General features: G+C 48.5%; 15 protein-coding genes and 1 other annotated feature. Of the genes, 5 read left to right on the top strand and 10 right to left on the bottom strand.

The window, feature by feature from the left end:
• Positions 1-10: 10 nt before the first annotated feature.
• Together cls and DXB18_RS11205 are read right to left on the bottom strand one after the other, a co-directional pair.
• The gene (gene cls / locus DXB18_RS11210) at positions 11-1,600 is read right to left on the bottom strand and encodes a cardiolipin synthase (RefSeq protein ID WP_118707863.1); all 1,590 of its coding nucleotides are present in this window, start codon (positions 1,598-1,600) and stop codon (positions 11-13) included.
• Positions 1,597-3,507: an alkaline phosphatase family protein gene (locus DXB18_RS11205; RefSeq protein ID WP_118707861.1), complete on the bottom strand. Its 1,911-nt coding sequence runs from the start codon at positions 3,505-3,507 to the stop codon at positions 1,597-1,599. Before DXB18_RS11205 ends, cls begins: the two co-directional genes overlap by 4 nt.
• A gap of 279 nt (positions 3,508-3,786) precedes the next feature.
• Here DXB18_RS11205 and DXB18_RS11200 point away from each other — a divergent pair, with 279 nt between their 5' ends.
• Positions 3,787-4,296 (top strand): small multi-drug export protein, encoded by a 510-nt coding sequence (locus DXB18_RS11200; RefSeq protein ID WP_118707859.1) that lies wholly within the window; start codon positions 3,787-3,789, stop codon positions 4,294-4,296.
• 153 nt (positions 4,297-4,449) lie between these two features.
• Here the strand turns inward: DXB18_RS11200 and nifJ are convergent, their stop codons facing one another.
• Entirely contained in the window at positions 4,450-7,989 is a 3,540-nt protein-coding gene (gene nifJ / locus DXB18_RS11195; protein WP_118540991.1) for a pyruvate:ferredoxin (flavodoxin) oxidoreductase, read from the bottom strand.
• 318 nt (positions 7,990-8,307) lie between these two features.
• Positions 8,308-10,287, bottom strand: a complete 1,980-nt coding sequence (locus tag DXB18_RS11190) for a VanW family protein (protein WP_118707857.1) — start codon at positions 10,285-10,287, stop codon at positions 8,308-8,310.
• Positions 10,288-10,624: 337 nt separating this feature from the next.
• Here DXB18_RS11190 and DXB18_RS11185 point away from each other — a divergent pair, with 337 nt between their 5' ends.
• Entirely contained in the window at positions 10,625-10,861 is a 237-nt protein-coding gene (locus tag DXB18_RS11185; protein WP_118540995.1) for a polya polymerase, read from the top strand.
• 144 nt (positions 10,862-11,005) lie between these two features.
• Positions 11,006-11,230 carry a chorion class high-cysteine HCB protein 13 gene (locus DXB18_RS11180; RefSeq protein ID WP_118707855.1) on the top strand — a complete coding sequence of 75 codons (225 nt, stop codon included), beginning with the start codon at positions 11,006-11,008 and terminating at the stop codon, positions 11,228-11,230.
• Between the two features lie 259 nt (positions 11,231-11,489).
• Here DXB18_RS11180 and DXB18_RS11175 read toward each other — a convergent pair whose 3' ends face one another.
• Positions 11,490-11,696: a hypothetical protein gene (locus tag DXB18_RS11175; RefSeq protein WP_118707853.1), complete on the bottom strand. Its 207-nt coding sequence runs from the start codon at positions 11,694-11,696 to the stop codon at positions 11,490-11,492.
• 216 nt (positions 11,697-11,912) lie between these two features.
• On the opposite strand from DXB18_RS11175, the gene DXB18_RS11170 reads away from it, so the two are divergent.
• Complete coding sequence (locus DXB18_RS11170; RefSeq protein ID WP_118541001.1) at positions 11,913-12,242, top strand: hypothetical protein; 330 nt, start codon at positions 11,913-11,915, stop codon at positions 12,240-12,242.
• On the top strand, positions 12,239-12,526 hold the full coding sequence (locus DXB18_RS11165; RefSeq protein ID WP_118541003.1) for a hypothetical protein: 288 nt from the start codon (positions 12,239-12,241) through the stop codon (positions 12,524-12,526). The genes DXB18_RS11170 and DXB18_RS11165 overlap by 4 nt, the downstream gene beginning before the upstream one ends.
• Positions 12,527-12,544: 18 nt before the next feature.
• Here the strand turns inward: DXB18_RS11165 and leuS are convergent, their stop codons facing one another.
• The 5 genes from leuS to DXB18_RS11135 all read right to left on the bottom strand — a co-directional run bounded on the left by leuS (position 12,545) and on the right by DXB18_RS11135 (position 20,371).
• Positions 12,545-14,956: a leucine--tRNA ligase gene (leuS, locus tag DXB18_RS11160; RefSeq protein ID WP_118541005.1), complete on the bottom strand. Its 2,412-nt coding sequence runs from the start codon at positions 14,954-14,956 to the stop codon at positions 12,545-12,547.
• Between the two features lie 64 nt (positions 14,957-15,020).
• Positions 15,021-15,296 (bottom strand) — a binding site (T-box leader).
• 108 nt (positions 15,297-15,404) lie between these two features.
• Complete coding sequence (gene dapF, locus DXB18_RS11155) at positions 15,405-16,223, bottom strand: diaminopimelate epimerase (RefSeq protein WP_118541007.1); 819 nt, start codon at positions 16,221-16,223, stop codon at positions 15,405-15,407.
• A gap of 91 nt (positions 16,224-16,314) precedes the next feature.
• Positions 16,315-16,857, bottom strand: coding sequence for an ANTAR domain-containing protein (locus DXB18_RS11150; RefSeq protein WP_118707851.1), 543 nt, complete (start codon positions 16,855-16,857; stop codon positions 16,315-16,317).
• Between the two features lie 67 nt (positions 16,858-16,924).
• A complete protein-coding gene (glnA, locus tag DXB18_RS11145; protein ID WP_118541011.1) occupies positions 16,925-18,262 on the bottom strand; it encodes a type I glutamate--ammonia ligase in 1,338 nt (445 codons plus the stop codon).
• 246 nt (positions 18,263-18,508) lie between these two features.
• Positions 18,509-20,371: a heavy metal translocating P-type ATPase gene (locus DXB18_RS11135; protein ID WP_118707847.1), complete on the bottom strand. Its 1,863-nt coding sequence runs from the start codon at positions 20,369-20,371 to the stop codon at positions 18,509-18,511.
• Between the last annotated feature and the right edge of the window lie 14 nt (positions 20,372-20,385).

Raw genomic sequence — 20,385 nt, 5'->3', positions numbered from 1 at the left:
TATTGCTGTTTTACATCAGGGGAGCAAACAGCCGCAGCACCTTTCCCGCGATTTTCTTCGGGATCGGATAATTTCTGCAGTCCTGCTGTGTGATCTCCTGGCACTGTTTTAAGGTTGCCTGGAAATCTGCCTCTGCCTGCTGCACGGCCGGATTCCGGTACAGATAAACTGCACATTCAAAATGCAGGTGCAGGCTCCGGTAGTCCATATTGATGGAACCAACCACCGCCTTGGTGTCATCGCTAGTAAATACCTTTGCATGGACAAAGCCCGGTGTATACTCATAAATCTTTACACCTGCCTGCAAAAGCTCCGCGTAGTAGGAACGCGCCAGCAGGTAGGCATAAATCTTATCCGGGATGTGCGGCATGATGATGATCGTCTCAATGCCGCGCTTCGCCGCAAAGGTCAGCGACGTGATCATATCACTGTCCAGGATCAAGTAGGGTGTCATCATATGCACATAGTAACGGGATTCATTTAAAATATCCATGTAAACATGCTGTCCTACCGGCTCATTATCCAGCGGACTGTCCCCGTACGGCATCGCAAAGCCCGAGCGGTCCAGTCCTGCCGGGTACTGGTAATCTGGCTTGCATAGATATCTGACATAATCATCCGCCTGGTGTTCCGTAATGTTCCACATCTGCAAAAACATCATCAGAAATCCGGTCACGGCATCGCCCTTTAACATGATCGCCGTATCCTTCCAGTGTCCAAAACGGACCTTCCGGTTGATATATTCGTCTGCCAGATTGATTCCTCCGGTGAATGCAGTATGTCCGTCGATCACCGTGATCTTTCTGTGGTCCCGGTTATTCTGTGCGGAAGAAAGGACCGGGCGCACCGGGGAGAACATCTTGCAGCGGATCCCATACTGCTCCAGCTGCTTCGGATACCCGTACGGTACTAAGGTCAGGCTGCACATCCCATCGTACATAAAGCGGACTTCCACACCGGATGCCGCCTTTTCTTTTAATATCTCCAGGATAGTGTTCCACATTTCTCCTTTTTCCACGATGAAATACTCCATGAAAATGTAGCGCTCTGCTTTTTTCAGTTCTTCCAGAAGCACCGGATACATATCATCGCCCAATGGAAAATACTGTGCACTGGTGTTTTCCCAGATCGGATACCCGCCATATTCGTTCATATAATAAGCCAGCCGCGCAGTTCCCCTGCTTTCCCGGTACAGACGTTCCATAACCTGTGTCTGCTGTTTTAAAAAAGGCCTGGTTTCTTCGATGTTCGCTTTCAGTCTCCGGTCGATCATTCTGGTTCCTGGCTGTGCTTCCACAAAAAGATAAAACAAAGCACCGAATACCGGAAATACCAGAACCGGGATGATCCAGGAAAGCTGATAAGACGGATTCTGGTTTTTATTGATGATGTAGATCACAACGACAGCACTTAAGCCTACAAAACCTCCATATAAGTAAAACACATGCTCACTCAGCCACTGAAAGCTGTACAAAAGCGTGATAAACTGGATCAGAAGTGCCGTAATCACAAACGTGGTACGACCAAATATGACCCGCAGGAATCGTCCCCAGGTTTTCTTTTTCGGCTTATGCAGCTCCCATTCTTCCTGAATATTCATCGTTTTATCGTCTCCTGTCTCTTTCTTGCTGTTCCCAGATGAATCTTATCACGTCCAACCTGCTGAACGGTAATTTCTTCTCCGTCTTTTTTGGAAACTCCCTTTGCAATCAGCCTGGTCTTTGAATAATACTGGGTATCCACCGCTTTTCCATCTATACAGATTTTGGAGTAGCTGTTAAAGGGGCCGCCAAATACAATAACCTGATCCGTATTGTGCAGCGTTGTTCTCTGAATGATCGGAGTGACGCCAAATTCCAGTTTTGTCGCCGGATAAGGCGATTCCCCTCCATATACTTCGTGATCCCCATAAAGAATGTCATACTGCAGGATCTGCATGGCATCCAGATATTCCTGCGTGTCTGTATCATACTGGTCTAAATGACGCTGGTGGAACCGGATCATGGTGCCCTCATGGATATCCAGCATATTCAGGACATGGGCAGCAAGCTGGTAAGCTTCTACATCGCGCTTCACAGCAGGAAGGTTGACATTGTTCCAGACAACATACTTGGTCTGGAAAAGTGAGCCGTTCTCCATCTCCTCTGCCGTCCATTCAAAGCCCGGCAAATGATCGCCATACATCACCAGAACCGTCGGCTCCATGCGTGTATTCAGCATATTGATCAGCTGTCCGATAAATTCATCCATCTCATGGATCTGCTCACAGTAATATTCAAACGAAGGATATTTGCCATGTCCCTGCACGGAAATCGTGTATACAAAGTCGCTTCCCATAGTGGAGTCCAGCACCTTTTCGATCTCTCCGACCAATACCTTATCTTTGCACCAGCCGGTTGGATTCCGCTCGATGTCATACATATACTCAATCGGCGTAAAAGTATCGAACCCAAGCTGGGAAAACACCTTGTGGCGATCATAAAACGTTGCTTCATTATTATGCACCGCATGCGCCTTATACCCCAGATTTTTCATATCAAATGCCATGCTCTCACAGGATGTCTTCTGGAGAATGGTCTTATACGGATACTCTCCCGGTCCGAAGAAATCCAGATTCATGGCGCTGTTACACTCAAACTCCGTATTCGCCGTTCCGGCACCCACCGAAGGAACACTCAAATAACCAGATGGGAAATTCCGCTCCAGGAAATGAAACATCGGGATGGGATCTCCCTGTACCGGATTGTTCTTCCACAAAAGCGGATCAAAAAAGGATTCCAGCTGCAACATAATGATATTCGGGTAGCGGCCTTCTATGTTTTTTGCATCTTCGGTCTGTGTCTGCTCTTCGCTTTCCAGTTCCTCCACAGCCGCCTGGTCATAGCTTTGCGGTTTCTCAATTCCGGTATTCAGAAGTGAATTGGAAAAACAATAGGCAAATCCATAATCCTTATAAGCCTGTCCGATATTTCCAAAATGAAGCGCCACTGCGCCTGTCGCAATGGAGAAATTTAAAACCCCCCAGATCACCAGCATGGAAACCGCCGATACACAGACAGATTCTGTCAGATTCACCTTTCCTGGATCCAGCGGCGCTTTTTTCCAGAGCACTGCACAAAATAAAATCGCGGCCACTGCAGCCACTGCCATCAGCACGATCTGCCACCAGGTCAGATACGTTGTCAGAAGTGTGGCTGCATACTTTACCAGGCGAAGGTCCGCTGCCGTAAACGGTGTAGTCCGGAATACCAGAAGAACACTGTTGGCAATCGCCATCGTCAGGCCGGTCACCACAAGCACAACCGCCAGAAACACCTTCCGCCTGGTAAAGAAAACCAGCAAAAACGGCGTCAGAAACAACAGACTGTTCAGCAAAAATACCAGCGGTGTATGCAAGGCAAATCCAATTGCACCGATCAGCGATTTCCGGTTCAATATTTCTGTTACTACGTTCAGTAAAATTGCCGTTGCAACCAAAATTCCCAGTATTTTCCACAGCCGTTTCATAACTTTATCTTCCGTTCCTTTCTATATCTGTCCTGTATCTATAACCGTACTTTTCATTTTAGCATACTCTGCGAGAAATCTACATAGTATTTTTTTATAAACGAGTAGGCAGAAGCAATTGAATTTTTTTGTGTTTTCTCCTATAATGAAGCGTATGTGGCTTTTTACGGTCAATGCAACAGTCCTGTTACAGTTCACGCATCGCGCAAACGCGATCACAATTGGCCGCAGAATTGTCACAAATTCATACAATTTTATACAGAAAAGTGAGGATATGTTATGACTGATACTCTGGTACAGGGTCTGGCTTCCCTTCTCGGTGGAAAAGTATCCGGGGAAGCCATCATCTTTATCATCTCCATGATCCCGATCCTGGAACTGCGTGGCGGACTGCTTGCTGCATCTCCCGCTCTTTTGAATGTTCCGATCTTAAAGGCAATTCCAATCTGCATCATTGGAAACCTGCTTCCAATCCCGTTCATCCTTCTTCTCATCGAAAAGGTTTTAAACGGTATGGAGCGTGTACCGGGCTTAAGCAAAGTAGCAATCTGGGTCCGCCAGAAAGCAGATAAAAACAAAGGCCAGATTGAGAAATTTGGTTTCTGGGGTCTCGTTCTCTTCGTAGGGATTCCGCTTCCCGGCACCGGCGCCTGGACTGGCTCCCTGATAGCCGCCCTGCTCCACATGAAATTCGGCAAAGCCATCGGCGCGATTTTCTGCGGAATCATCATGGCCACCGTAATCATGTCCCTGTTATCCTACGGACTGCTTGGCGCACTCTTCGCCTAGTGGTACAAAAAAGCTCCCGCACCTGCTTTCGCAGGCCGGGAGCTTTTTTTCTGTTACAGCACAAGCCATTCCATCCGGAACTGACCCGCTCACGTCCGCCCCGGCGAACCGGGGACAGTCATGAACGATTTATATTGATTTCTTCACGAACGATTACTCGTTGTCGTCACCGTACAGCTTAACCAACTTGGTCAGGTACTCGTAACGCTCCTTAGCCTCTGCCTCGTTTCTAGCGAACAGGGTAGCTGCTCTCTCCGGATTCTTCATAGCCAGAGATGCGTAACGAACCTCGCCCTTTAAGAAGTCCTGATAGCCTTCCATGTTCGGAGCCTTGCTATCCAGGGTGAACTTCTTCTCAGCAGCCGGGTTGTAACGGAAGTTGTTCCAGTAACCGGTCTCAACTGCCAGTTTCTCCTCGGTCTGTGCTTTGCTCATGCCCTTCTTGATACCGTGGTTGATACACGGAGCGTAAGCCATGATCAGGGACGGACCCGGATATGCCTCTGCCTCAGCGATAGCCTTAACAGTCTGAGCATAATCAGCACCCATGGAGATCTGAGCTACGTATACATAACCGTAAGACATTGCGATGCTTGCAAGGTCTTTCTTCTTGGTCTCTTTACCGCCAGCTGCGAACTGAGCTACAGCACCAGTCTTGGTAGCCTTAGAGGACTGACCGCCAGTGTTGGAGTAAACCTCGGTATCGAATACCATAACGTTGATGTCCTTACCGGAAGCAAGGATATGGTCTACGCCGCCGAAACCGATATCGTAAGCCCATCCGTCACCACCGAATACCCACTGGGACTTCTTAGCCAGGTAGTTCTTGTTTGCTACGATGTACTTGCAGGTCGGGCAGTCAATGCCTTCCAGAGCTGCAACTAACTTATCGGTAGCGGTACCGTTGGTAGCACCTACGGTGAAGGTATCTAAGTAGTCTTTGCATGCAGCCTTAACTTCCTCAGAAGCGTTCTCGTTTGCTGCAACCTGCTCAACCTTCTCCTTTAACTCATCACGGATTGCGTTCTGAGCCAGTAACATACCGTAACCAAACTCAGCAGCATCCTCGAACAGGGAGTTATCCCATGCCGGACCCTGACCCTTAGCGTTTACGGTGTAAGGAGTAGACGGTGAAGAGTTACCCCAGATAGAAGAACATCCAGTTGCGTTGGAGATGTACATTCTGTCACCGAACAGCTGGGTGATCAGCTTAGCGTACGGAGTCTCACCACATCCAGCACATGCGCCGGAGAACTCAAGTAACGGCTGTTTGAACTGGGAACCCTTAACGGTGGTCTCTTTGAATTTAGCAACAACATCCTCTTTGATCGGCAGGGTTACTGCGTAATCAAAGGTCTTCTGCTCGTCAAGGTGCTTGTCAAGCTTATCCATGGTAAGAGCCTTCTCGCCCTTCTTGCCAGGACATACGTTTGCACAAGAACCACAACCGGTACAGTCAAGTGCAGATACAGCGATGGTGAACTTGTACTGCGGCATACCGGTTAACGGTAAGGTAGCGCCCTCAACCTTAGCAGCCTCTTCCTCGGTCATAGCAACCGGACGGATTGCAGCGTGCGGGCAGACATAAGAACAGAAGTTACACTGGATACAGTTCTCGGAATTCCAAACCGGAACGTCTACAGCGATACCACGTTTCTCGAATGCTGCAGAACCGGACGGGGTATTACCATCTACATACTCTTTGAATGCAGATACCGGTAAGTTGTTACCTTCCTGAGCACTAACTTTGGTCTGGATGTTGTTAACGAAATCAACAACGTCTTTTCTGTCGCCGGAAACGGTCTTGTAATCAAGTCCCTCATCCTCGCAGTTCTTCCAGCTCTCCGGAACCTCTACCTTAACAACGCCGGTTGCACCAGCATCGATAGCAGCCCAGTTCTTCTTAACAACGTCCTCACCCTTACGGCCGTAGGTCTTCTGAGCAGCAGCCTTCATCAGGTCGATTGCTTTCTCCTCCGGAATGATACCGGTCAGTTTGAAGAATGCGGACTGTAAGATGGTGTTGATACGGGTCGGGCCCATGCCGGTCTCGATACCGATCTTAACACCGTCGATGGTGTAGAAGTTGATGTTGTGATCAGCGATGAATTTCTTCATCTGACCCGGAAGGTGCTTGTCCAGCTCCTCGTGAGTCCACGGGCAGTTTAACAGGAAAGTACCGCCGTCAACCAGCTCCTGAACCATGTTGTACTTACGAACGTATGCCGGGTTGTGGCATGCTACGAAGTTTGCCTGATGGATCAGGTAGGTGGATTTGATCTTCTTATGACCGAAACGAAGGTGAGACATGGTAACACCGCCGGATTTCTTGGAGTCATAATCGAAGTAAGCCTGAGCGTACATATCGGTGTTATCGCCGATGATCTTGATGGAGTTCTTGTTAGCACCTACGGTACCATCTGCACCAAGACCCCAGAACTTACAGTTAGTGGTTCCTTCCGGAGTGGTAACAAGCGGAGCACCTACCGGCAGGGACAGGTTGGTAACATCATCTACGATACCAGTGGTAAATCTCTTGATGGTGTTGTTCTCATAGATCGCAACGATCTGAGACGGGGTGGTATCTTTGGAACCAAGACCATAACGGCCGGAGAAGATCTCAACCTGGTCGAACTTGCTGCCCTTTAATGCTGCAACAACATCCAGGTATAACGGCTCGCCTAAGGAACCTGGCTCTTTGGTTCTGTCAAGAACAGTGATCTTCTTAACAGTATCCGGGATAGCTGCGATCAGAGCCTCTGCGCTGAACGGTCTGTAAAGACGAACTTTAACAACACCAACTTTAGCACCGGTAGACTTTCTCATGTAATCGATGGTCTCCTCGATGGTATCGTTAACGGAACCCATAGCGATGATAACCTGCTCAGCATCCTCAGCGCCGTAGTAGTTAAACAGTTTGTAGTCGGTACCGATCTTAGCATTTACTTTGTCCATGTACATCTGTACTACTGCCGGAAGAGCATCGTAGTAAGAGTTGCATGCCTCACGAGCCTGGAAGAAGATATCCGGGTTCTGTGCGGAACCTTTCTGAGACGGGTTGTTCGGGTTTAATGCTTTTGCACGGTATTCTGCAATTGCATCCCAGTCAGCCATCTCAGCCAGATCGTCGTAATCCCACTCTTCGATCTTCTGGATCTCATGAGAGGTACGGAATCCATCGAAGAAGTTGATGAACGGAACTTTACCTTTGATTGCAGACAGATGAGCAACCGGAGTTAAGTCCATAACCTCCTGTACGCTGGACTCACACAGCATAGCGCAGCCGGTCTGACGGCATGCATATACGTCGGAATGATCGCCGAAGATGTTCAGAGCGTGAGAAGATACTGCACGTGCAGATACATCGATAACGCCCGGTAACTGCTCACCAGCGATTTTGTACAGATCCGGGATCATCAGAAGAAGACCCTGGGAAGCGGTATAGGTAGTGGTCAGAGCGCCTGCTACCAGAGAACCGTGAACAGCACCAGCTGCACCAGCCTCAGACTGCATCTCAGTGATCTGTACTGTACGGCCGAAGATATTCTTTCTGCCTTCAGTAGCCCACTCATCCGTATGCTCAGGCATTACGGAAGACGGAGTAATCGGGTACATAGCTGCAACTTCGGTAAATGCGTATGAAGCATGAGCAGCGGCCTGATTACCATCCATGGTTTTCATTTTTCTTGCCATTTGATTATCCTCCTACAAATGTGAATATGCTTTAACCCGGGTAAAACCGGGAAGTTTCCAGTGAGAAAAATGCACCGGAAAGAGAAGTCTCCCCGCATAAGGAGACTGACCTGTGTATATTATAGCAACTTTTTATCGATTTGCAAACACGAAAACAGGAAATTCGCGTATTATTTTGCATACAATCTGTCCAAAATCCAAGTTAGCAATTGCTTATTTCTGGATTTTCCGTTGAAAAAAAGAAACAGAAGCGCTGTCAAAAAGCGCTTCTGTTTTGTTAATTTTTCTACAGATTTCAAAAACCCTTTTATTTTCTTTTTACACACCCGGATTCGGCGCAATCGTCGGTGCATTGCCGGAATCGGCTGCTGTCGGCGCATTTCCGGAGCTATTGCCACCGGAGCTGCTGTTGCCGGAATCGGCTACTGTCGGATGGGATACCGGCTGCTGGGATGCTGCAGTGGTAGCCTGGGCTGTCGTTTCAGCCGCAGTAGTCTTTTCTGCAGCTGTATGAGACGGTGCAACCGCCGTTGTCTCCCCTGCCTTATGACTCTCGCCCGCAGAAGAAGTTCCTGTTCCTGCATCGCCGGACGGTACCACAGTTGTTCCATCGGCTGCGGAAGCAGAACTGTCTGCCGCAGAAGATGCACCTGCCGCTGTTGTACCGGTACTGTTTCTTAATATAACCGGCGTGTGTCCTTTGTAGGTAACGCTGTGATCCACATTCTGACTGACTACTTCTCCGTTTTTCGTAACGATCAGACGGGTTTCCCACTTGCTTCCCTTGCTTCCCGCACTCTTGACTTTCTCCGTTCCCGGTGTAAGCGTCGGGTCCTCTTCATAGGTCGGTGCAGGCGGGTCAGTCTCACTGAGCTTCGTGGATTTCAAAGAATGGGTAACCCCATCCTCCAGGACCGGAATTCCATAAATGGATACCGTACAGGTCTGGTTGTAATAACTTGCGCGGATACCAATCGCTGCGCTGGAGTTATTTACAAATTTATAATCCGGACCGCCCCAGCTTACGGTTGCATCGGTTCCCGGTGTTACGTAAGAAGGCTCGAACGTATGGGAACGGCGCATGGTCGTTTTCAGTCCTGCCTTCACAACTGCATTGTACATGGTAGAGGAAACCTGACATACACCGCCTCCAATCTCTTGAACGACTTCACCATTGTTGTAAGCAGCTGCCGCCTGATATCCCTTTGCCTCGGTACGCTCACCCACCCGGTTGTTAAAGGAAAATTCCTCCCCCGGCTGAAGCACGATGCCATTGATTGCCTGGGCAGCCAGCTTGACGTTGGTGTTTCGCTTCTGGTTTGCAGTCGTATTGGTCGTGAAAGTGCCGATTGTTTTATATTTTTCCCGTGCGGTTGCCTCGGAAAACTCCGGCTCCACCTCATTTACCGTCGCTGCAATGGATGCACTGAAATCCTTGCGGTTTAAAGCTGCCTGAATGTCAGCCTTCAGCTGTTCCTGATCGACTGCCAGACCGTTTTCTGCCCCTTTAAATAAGAACTTATCATTCTGGGAATCGTATTCAGAAATAGAACCATTCTTTGCTTTTTTATTCCAGAGCGCTGCCACGCTCTCTGCTTCTTTCGCAACTGCATCCTCCAGACCGGTGGTATCCAGCGTATAGCTTTCTTTCGGTTCTCCGGTGTAGATTTCCTGCAAAAGTGCATCCACTTTTTCTGCCATCAGATCATTTACGCCGTAACTCTGATCCTGCCAGGTCACTTTCATGGCCCACGGAAAATCTTTCAGGATCGCAGCCTTTGCTTCATCCCTGGACATGCCGGTAATGTTGATGCCATCTACGGTTACTTTTTTTTCCAGTTCCGTCTCAGGAACAGTAATCTCCGTCTGAGCTTCTGTCTGATCCGGTTTTGATCCGGTCACTTTCTTCATTAAAAATGTGACACAGAAAATTGCAAGGATCAGGATCACACCGCCAACAGCAATCTTTACAAAATCCGGTCCTTTGCCGCCTCTTCTGCCTCCGCGTCTGCCCGAAGAAGTTCTTCTTGTTTCATTATAATAACGGTCCGTTCTGGAAGATGCCGATGTTCTGCTTCCCGAGCTGCGTCTTGCAGCGCCAGCCTCGGTTCCTCTTGCAGAACTGCTGCGCGAAGCAGCGCCGCTTCTGGAAGATGTTCCTGAGGTGCTTCTTCCACTGCCGGTTGTGGTTCTAGTCTGTCTTCCAGCAGAAGTACTTCTTCCACTGCCGGAATAGGAACTGCTTCTGGCCCTGGAGCGCCCCGTCCCGGAATTTTTGCCATTCTCATACTGATTCATGATTTCACCTGTGTTTCTTCTATAATAATCTTTACGCTCATAACGCACTCAAACAGTATAGCATATTCGTTCAAAAAAAGAACCACTTATTTTTATAAAAAACACAGAATTTTTTATTAGTTTTTTTGACGGTATTTTTCCTGTCTGCCAGTTATGCCTGTAGTCTTTCTGTATCGAATCAGGGTGATTTTCTGTCTAATTTTGGAAATTCTGGCAATTGAACGATTGTTAATTTTTTGTTATACTCTTGTTTGTCAAAAAGATAACTAACTTAATTTACGGATGCGCCCAAGGCGTCTCCCCGTATGCAATGAAATAGAACAAGGAGGAATCCCAAATGAAAATTCAGAACATCGATAACGTAGAAAGCTTTTTCAAAATCATTGATCAGTGCAAGGGGCCGGTTGAGCTGGTATCCCCGGAAGGTGACCGCATTAACTTAAAATCCAAACTGTCCCAGTATCTCTCCATGGCAACCATGTTTTCCAATGGTTACATCAAAGAACTTGACATCATTGCCCAGGACAAAGAAGATATCGAGCGTCTGATCAAATATATGTACCAGGGCGAATAATGTTTCAAAAAAAGGAACCGTTCTTCCATCGCGGTTCCTTTTTTTGTGAATCCGAAAAACCAAATTATTTTTCACAAAACCGGAAACAGTGACAGGCCACTTCTCATATGATGGATTGTAAATATCTTTTCGGAGGCTTTTCATATGAGCGATCTGGCTGCAACAAACTGTGGATGTGGATGCGACTGCAATTCAGGAGGAAACGGCTGCAATATGATCTGGCTGATCCTGATCTTGTGCTGCTGCGGCGGCAACGGATTTGGTTCCGGATGCGGATGCGAACATAATAACGGCTGTAACTGGATCTGGATCATCCTGCTGTTATGCTGCTGTGGCGGCAATGGCGGTGGATGCGGCGGCTTCTGCTGATCCTCTCACGTGCAAAACGTGTCTCATGGTCAGTATTTCGTATGCCAGTCCCAGGCAATGCCTGACAGGTATGCAGACACAGGACAAGAAAGAATGTGTCTTGGCACATTCTCGCGCCGAGGCGCGGTTGCCGAAGCAACCATCCACCCTTGCGCCGAGTGCGCATCCCCGCGGAGCGTTTTTGTTTCATAGGACGCACTTTCCTATGAAATAAAAAAATCCCCCTCACAGACCGAGGGGGAATTTTTTTTGCAGTTTTTCAGTCTTGTTTTTCTTTTTCATTCTGCTTTGGATTTTCGTTTTGTTTTCGATCCCGCCTGGAACCCTGTTTCAGATCCGGTTTGGGATTTTGCTCCGGATATTTGTTTCGTTCTTCCAAAAATGAATTTTGCCTGCGCAGACAGGCTTCACACTCCTCGTCAATCTCATATACTGCATTTCCATCTATGATCAGTCTTGTCTTCATTTCATCACTCCGGGGTTCTGAACCAGGTTTCCTGCTACCGTCTACAGCGAACGTGGACAGGGCTGTTTTATCCAGTTCAGGACAGTGTCTCTTCTACTTTATGATATGCGCACATCCTGCAGCATGATCTGAATTTTCGTCGCATATACTGTTTCAAAACAAACAAGGACAATGCTGTTTTCGCGCAGCGCAAACAGCAGCACAGGGACTTCGTCTATGAGTGAAAAAATGGAGAATCAGTTCAAAATGACGGACTTTGATTATTTAACCGCTGATCCAAAACTGCAGATGTTAAAAGCTGCCATTCCCTATCTTCCAGTTGCACAGCAGCGAATCTTTTCCCTCTTTGTAAAAGTTCAGGAAGTGAAACGGGCGCAATCCATCTTCGAAGGTGAAGAAGTTTCCGCCATGGGGCTTTCCCCCTCCACGCCAAAACCCGCAACGCCCATGCAGCTTCTGCAGATCATCAAACCGTATGCCAGTCCAAAGGAACGGGAAATGATCGAGATGCTGGAAAATTTTCAGATCATCAAGGAGGTATTATGAACACAGGTGAATGGAAAAATGACCCAAGACTCGCCAATATGGACCCGTTCAAGCTGCAGTACATAGAAACCCTTGCAAAGCAGATCTCTTCCCAGTCAAAAGAACAGCTGCTCCAAGCCCTGCTCTCCCTTCAGGCAGATGCAAAAAAGAATCACATTTCTTTCACCGACGCAGAGACGGAGCTTCTGGTTTCCACCATCACGGCAAATCTGCCTCCCGACGAAAAAAAGAAGATTGAAATGCTGCATATCCTTGCAAAAAAAATGGCTGCCAGGTCCTCCTGACAGTCATTTTCAAAATTCTTATTTGCAAACGATATTGATGATCTTGCCCGGTACGTAAATTTCTTTTACGATGGTTCCGGTGATCTTGTCTGCAACAGCCTCTTTTGCTGCTGCAAGGGCAACCTCTTTGGAAGCGTCTGACGGAATGGTCACAACGCCTCTTGCCTTACCGTTAACCTGAACACCGATGGAAATTTCATCATCCTTCATGGCTTCCTCATCGCACTCCGGCCACTGAGCATGGAATACGCTGTCGGTGCCGCCGAGCTCCTGCCAGATTTCCTCGCCAATATGCGGTGCAAACGGAGCAAGTAAAACAGTGAAAGTCTTTAAGGTCTCTTTATCGATACCGCCGGTTTTCTTCGCCAGCTCGATCAGCTTGTTGTTGTACTCCATGAAACCGGATACCACAGTATTTAAGCTGAACTGGTTGAAACGCTGCTCGATATCGAATACCAGTTTATGACGCAGACGAACCATCTCTTTGGTCTCAGCTACCTCTTTATCCTTGCTGTCCTGAACCAGGTTCCAGAAACGGCTTAAGAAACGGGAAACACCCTCGATGCCGCGGTCATCCCACTCTGCATCCAGTTCCGGCGGTCCTACGAACAGCTCGTACATTCTCAGAGCATCACAGCCGTAATCTCTTACCAGATCATCCGGGGAAACCACATTTCCTTTGGACTTACTCATCTTGATACCATTCTTACCATTGATCATACCCTGGTTGAAGAGCTTCTTGAACGGCTCATCGAAATCTACGACTCCGATGTCGTGCAGGAACTTGGTGTAGAAACGGGAGTAGAGAAGATGCAGAACTGCATGCTCTACGCCGCCGATGTACATATCAACCGGCAGATACTTGGCAGCTTTCTCCTTGGAAACCAGCTCTTTGTCGTTGTGGTTGTCCACATAACGCAGGAAGTACCAGGAAGAACCAGCCCACTGCGGCATGGTATTGGTCTCTCTCTTTGCCGGGCCTCCGCACTGCGGGCACTTGCAGTTTACCCACTCATCGATGGCAGCAAGCGGTGACTCACCGGTACCGGTCGGCTGATAGCTCTCAACCTCCGGAAGACGTAACGGAAGCTCCTCCTCTGGAACCGCTACGTTGCCGCACTTCGGGCAGTGAACGATCGGGATCGGCTCGCCCCAGTAACGCTGTCTGGAGAATACCCAGTCACGCAGCTTGTAGTTAACGGTCTTCTTACCAAAGCCCATCTTCTCGATCATTTCCGGAGCTTCTTTTTTCAGTACGGAAGACTCCATACCGTTCCAGTCGCCGGAGTTGATCATGGTGCCGGATGCCTCGGTATAAGCTTCGGTCATGTTCTCGATCTCTTTGCCGTCTTTTGCGATAACCTGGATGATCGGGATGTTAAACTTCTTAGCAAACTCGAAGTCACGGTCATCGTGAGCCGGTACGCACATGATCGCGCCGGTACCGTAATCTGCCAGTACATAGTCGGACAGCCAGATCGGAACCTTTGCACCGTTTAACGGGTTGATCGCATAGCTTCCGGTGAATACGCCGGTCTTCTCTTTGTCCTGCATACGGTCTACGTTGGAACGCATGGAAGAATCGAAGATGTATTTCTCAACAGTCTCTCTGGTCTCGTCGGTAGCCAGGCTCTTTGCCATAGCATGCTCCGGAGCCAGTACCATGAAGGTAGCGCCGTGCAGGGTATCCGGGCGGGTGGTGTAAACGGTGATCTTCTCATCTCTTCCCTCAACCTGGAAATCAACCTCAGCACCGTAGGATTTGCCGATCCACTCGCTCTGCATCTTTTTCACTTTCTCCGGCCAGTCAAGCTTGTCCAGATCGTTTAAGAGACGGTCCGCATAAGCGGTAATCTTTAACATCCACTGACGCAGGTTCTTCTTGGTAACCGGGGAACCACAACGCTCGCAGCAGCCGTTTACTACTTCCTCGTTTGCCAGACCGGTCTTACAGGATGGGCACCAGTTGATCGGGAACTCTTTCTCGTAAGCAAGGCCTTTCTTGAACATCTGTACAAAGATCCACTGGGTCCATTTGTAGAACTCCGGATCGGTAGTATTTACTTCCATATCCCAGTCGTAGATTGCTGCGATCTCGTTGATCTGGCGCTTGATGTTCTTGATGTTCTCGGCGGTAGATTTTGCCGGATGAACGCCCATCTTGATCGCATAGTTCTCTGCCGGAAGACCAAATGCATCCCAGCCCATCGGATGGATAACATAATGACCCTTTAACATCTGGTAACGGCTCCATACATCGGAGATAACGTAACCTCTCCAGTGACCTACATGAAGTCCGCTGCCAGACGGATACGGGAACATATCCAGGCAGTAATATTTCGGCTTTTTGCCGTCATTGACATTGATCGGGTTTTTCTCCCAGTTTTCACGCCACTTTTTCTCAATGGCGCTATGGTTGTAACTTGCCATGATTCTTCCTCCTGATTGCTTTTTAAGGAATCAAAGCAATAAAAAATGCGCCTCTGAACTTAGTGTCAGAGACGCAGGATATTCTTTCGCTTTTGATCCTTACGCGGTACCACTCTGCTTCATGCTTTCGCATGCGCTTTTGATCCGATAACGGCGGATGTCCGTCCCGGCCTACTTTCCATAGAAAACGCAACGGTATGAATAGAAAACCATTACAAAACGAAAAGGGTTCGGCGGGCTGCTCCGAGACCAGTTTCTGCGCACATTCTTACTGTCTTGCACCTTCCGGCAGCTCTCTGAAAAGTCCGTCACGCATACTTCTTCTCTTCTTTGCATTTACGCTGTTATCTAATTTAGCATAATTGGGAATCTGTGTCAAGGGTGGAATTCGCCTGTTGAGCACGCTTGCACCTTCGCAACGAAAATTTTCTCATGCTTTCGCATGTCCTTATTTTTCTTCGTACTGTCCCAGATCGATTTCGCCAGAGAACACCTCCACTGCCGGTCCGGTCATAAACACATGTCCGCTCTCACGGTCCCAGGTGATTTCCAGGTTTCCGCCGATCAGCTGGACCTCCACGGTATTCTCCACCAGTCCCAGCATCATGCTGGCAACTGCACTGGCCGTTGCCCCGGTTCCGCAGGCCCAGGTTTCCCCACTGCCGCGCTCCCAGACACGCATCTGCAGATGCGTCCGGTCGATCACACGGATAAACTCACTGTTCACCCGGTCCGGAAAGCGCTCATGCATCTCGTAAGCCGGTCCGATTTTCTCCAGATCCATGCAGTCCACATCATCAACATAATAAACCGCATGCGGATTTCCCACATCGATTCCGGTAAATTCCAGGATTCTTCCTTCGATCTGGATTTTCTCCGGCAGCTCACTGGTCAGTTTGGGAACCCCCATATCTACTTTTACGGTTTTGACTTTTCCGTTTTCCACCTGCATATCCAGATATTTGATGCCGCCAAGGGTTTCCACGGAGATCTGCGGCTTGTCTACGATTCCATGATCATACGCATATTTTCCGACGCAGCGGATGCCGTTTCCGCACATGCTGCCCTCGCTTCCATCTTCATTGAACATCCGCATGCGGCAGTCAGCCACTTCAGACGGGCAGATGAGGATCAGACCATCGGAACCAATGCCAAAATGGCGTTCGCTGACCAGTTCTGCCACGCGCGCCGGATCCTCCACATGCTCCTCAAAACAGTTCACATAAACGTAATCGTTTCCGATTCCCTGCATTTTTGTAAATTTCATAAACTCCTCCAACTGTATTTATCTAATTTTTCATGATTTGCATCCAACCGCAGACATCCGTAAGACATTTGCGGCAGCTGTTGTCTTCTCCCTACATCAGACTGATGACCATCTGCGCCGTCTCCAGCATATTAGTTCCACTGTCCATGCTGCACTTTTGTATGTACCGGTGCGCTTCCTCTTCTGTCATGTTGTTGCGCTCCATGAGAAGAGCTTTCGCCTGATTGATGATGGCCCGCTCCTTCTCATCTCTCTGTTTCGGCTGCTGCCGCAGTTTTTTTCTGCGTCTCGTCTGCGCCTGAACGATCATCTCCAGTGTTCCGATCAGGTCATGAACCTTTAGCGGCATCGGCAGACACACCACTTGTTCCGGCGTGCCAGATGACCATTTATTTGGGGATGAGATCATCAGCATACTGAATTCCGGACTCATGCAGTCATAAAGTTCTGAATACAGCATGTCTGTCAGACGGTAGCCGCACACGATAATTCCACTGTTCAGATCGTCTAACTGCGCCAAAATCTGTGCTCCGGAGGTACATACGGCGATAACCGGAAACCCATTTTTCATCAGTATGTTTTTTATGCTTTTTGCGTCTTCCGGCTTAGAAAATGCTACAATGATATTCGCCAAAATTCTCACCTCCAGGGGTTGTTGTCAGGTGACTTGAAAAGCTTCTTTTTTCCACAGCAGAAAATCATCAGAATTTATACAAATATTCCTGGACCTCCCAGTCTGTCACTTCTGCACGGAATTTTTTCCACTCTGTGTTTTTTGCCTCGAGGTATTTGTTATAAATATGATCTCCAAGCAGTTCTTTTACAAACGTACTGCCTTCAAACGCTTCAATCGCTTCCCCCAGTGTCTGCGGAAGCTGGGAAATGCCAAGTGCACGGATTTCCTCATCCGTCAACGCAAATACATTGCGGTCTACACTCGGCGGCGGGGTCATCTCTTTTTTGATTCCATCCAGTCCTGCTGCAAGACAAGCTGCCAGGGCAAGATATGGATTCACGGCAGAATCCGGGCAGCGCAGTTCAATACGGGTGCTGTCGCCCTTGGAACTTGGGATGCGGATCAGGGCACTGCGGTTTGCCAGAGAAGACCAGGCAACACAGACCGGAGCATCATATCCCGGAACCAAGCGCTTATAGGAATTGACAAGCGGATTGGTAAGCAGCGTAATCTCGCGGATATGAGCCAGGATTCCTGCCATAAACTGATAAGCTACTTTACTTAAACCAAGGCTGTCGCTCTCATCCACAAACATATTATTTCCATGTACATCACCCAGGGACATGTTAATATGCATGCCGGAACCATTTACCCCGGCCTTTGGCTTCGGCATAAAGGTTGCGTGAAGTCCATGGCGTTTGGCAATGGTTTTGACCGCCATCTTAAAGGTCATGATATTGTCTGCCGCCGCAAGACCTTCGGTATATTCCAGATCAATCTCATGCTGGGCCGGGGAAATCTCGTGGTGAGACGCTTCCACTTCGATATCCATATCCTCCAGATTCAAAACAATGTCCCGGCGGACATTCTCTGCCAGATCGATCGGTCCCACATCAAAGTAACCGGCATTTTCATGGGTATTGGTGGTTGGTCTTCCCTCCTCATCGGTATGGAATAAGAAGAATTCACACTCCGGTCCTACATGGAACTCATAGCCCATGTCTGCTGCCTCTTTTAATACCTTCTTCAGCACATAGCGCGGATCTCCCTCAAACGGTTCCCCGTTTGGGCGGTATACATCGCACATCAGGCGGGCTACTTTCCCCTGCTGCGGTCTCCACGGAAAAATTGCAAAGGTATCCAGGTCCGGATACAGGTACATATCGGATTCCTCGATTCTCACAAACCCCTCAATCGCAGAACCGTCAAACATACAGCGGTTGTTTAATGCTTTTTCCAGCTGACTTGCCGTGATTGCCACATTTTTCAGCATTCCGAAAATATCTGTAAACTGAAGGCGGATGAACTCTACGTCCTCTTCCTCCGCCATGCGGATAATGTCTTTCTTTGTATATCTGCTCATGTCAATCTCCCTTCCATGATATACATGATTCTATCAAAGAAACGAGGGCGTCAAGAAAACCGTTTTCACGGCTTTTCTGAAACGCCCTCGTCTCGCTACGTCCCATTGCACCAACAACAAAGGGATTTTCATGTTACTGATGATAACAGCTTCCCTCTTTTTTGTCAACACAGGAACGTTCCTGCAAGCTATGCCAAATTTGCTTATCAGGTATAACTTTTCCATATTTCCATGTCAAAAACAGCATTATTTTTTATAGTCCAGTGCCCGGATCGCATTGAGGATCGCCAGCACAGAAACACCAACATCGCCGAATACTGCCGCCCACATGCCAACAACACCAAGCGCTACCAGAATCAGGACTGCAATCTTCACCGCGATCGCAAAAATGATGTTCTGCTTTACGATTCCAACGGTTTTTCTGGCAATGCAGATCGCATCCACGATCTTGGACGGTTCATCGTCCATGATGACCACATCTGCTGCCTCTACTGCTGCATCGGAACCGATTCCGCCCATGGCAATGCCGACGTCCGCGCGGGCCAGAACCGGAGCATCGTTGATGCCGTCTCCCACAAAGGCCAGTGTCTTTCCTTCCGGTTTTTCTTTCAGAAGCTGCTCCACCTTTGCCACTTTATCGCCCGGAAGAAGATTTCCATATACGTGGGTAATCCCAATGGACTCTGCCACTTTCTTTCCGACCTCTTCTTTATCACCAGTCAGCATGACCAGTTTGCCCACACCCTGCTTTTTCAGTCCTGCCAGCATAGCCGGGACATCCGGGCGCACACTGTCGGAAATTACGATACAGCCTAAATACGTGCTCTTCTCTGCCAGATAAAGCGTAGTTCCAAGGACAGCTGCCGGAGTATCCACTTTTACATTCTGGCCGTCCATCAGCTTCTGGTTGCCAATGTACAGATCTTTCCACGCTCCATCGATCTGGATCTGCGCATGAATGCCATGACCGGAAATTTCTTCCACACCACCAATCCGGCTGGCATCAACCTCTTTTCCATAAGCATTCTTAACTGACAGGGCAATCGGGTGGTTGGAATGATACTCCCCAAGTGCTGCCAGTTCCAGAAGTTCTTCCCTGCTGCCATGCACCGGCGCAACGTCAGTCACTTCGAATCGGCCGGTTGTCAGGGTACCTGTCTTATCAAAGACTGCTGTATCCAGGCTGCCCATCGCCTCCAGATAGTTGCTTCCCTTCATAAGAATGCCCTGTCTGGATGATGCGCCAAGACCGCCAAAAAAGCTTAACGGAACGGAAATCACCAGTGCACATGGGCAGGAAACAACCAGGAAACTGCAGGCACGGTAAACCCAGGTACTCCAGCTACCGTCAAGAACGAGCGGCGGAACTACAGCCAGGAGAGCTGCTAAAATTACAACAGCCGGTGTGTATACACGGGCAAAACGGGTAATAAATGCCTCTGCCTTTGCCTTTCTGGAGCTTGCATTCTCCACCAGTTCCAGAATCTTTGCTACGGTTGAATCATCGAACAGTTTTGTCGTCTGTACTTTCAAAACACCGGTTAAGTTGATCGAACCACTCACAATATTCTGTCCTGCTTCCACCTCTGCCGGCATGGACTCTCCAGTCAGCGCCTTGGTATCCAGTGTGGATGTTCCTTCCAGGACAATGCCATCAAGCGGTACCTTTTCCCCCGGACGGATGATGATGGTGTCACCAATTTCTACCTCGTAAGGATCGACCTGCTCTTCTGCTCCGTCTCTTAACAGATTGGCATACTCTGGATTGATATCCATCAGATCGGTGATGGATTTTCTGGATTTGTTTACCGCATAATCGTTGAAGAGTTCGCCAACCTGGTAAAACAGCATAACTGCAACCGCCTCTTCGAGAGAACCAATCGCAAAAGCACCAAAGGTCGCAACTGTCATTAGGAAATTCTCATCGAACACCTGACCATTTTTTAAGTTTCTGCAGGCACGCAGCGGAATGTCATAGCCTGCGGCAAGATACGATAGTACAAACAGGATCCAGGCCCAGGAAACCTTTTTCTCCACACTCATAGCAATCACAAAGAAAATAGCACTGGTCACAAGGCGGATCACCATTTTTTTCTGTTTTTTTGTCATACAAGTTCCTTTCC

The organism is Clostridium sp. OM02-18AC, from assembly GCF_003481825.1.
Taxonomy (GTDB): Bacteria; Bacillota; Clostridia; order Lachnospirales; family Lachnospiraceae; genus Brotaphodocola.
The sequence above is the reverse complement of the archived record's forward strand: the minus strand, read 5'-3'. Positions and strand labels throughout refer to the sequence as shown.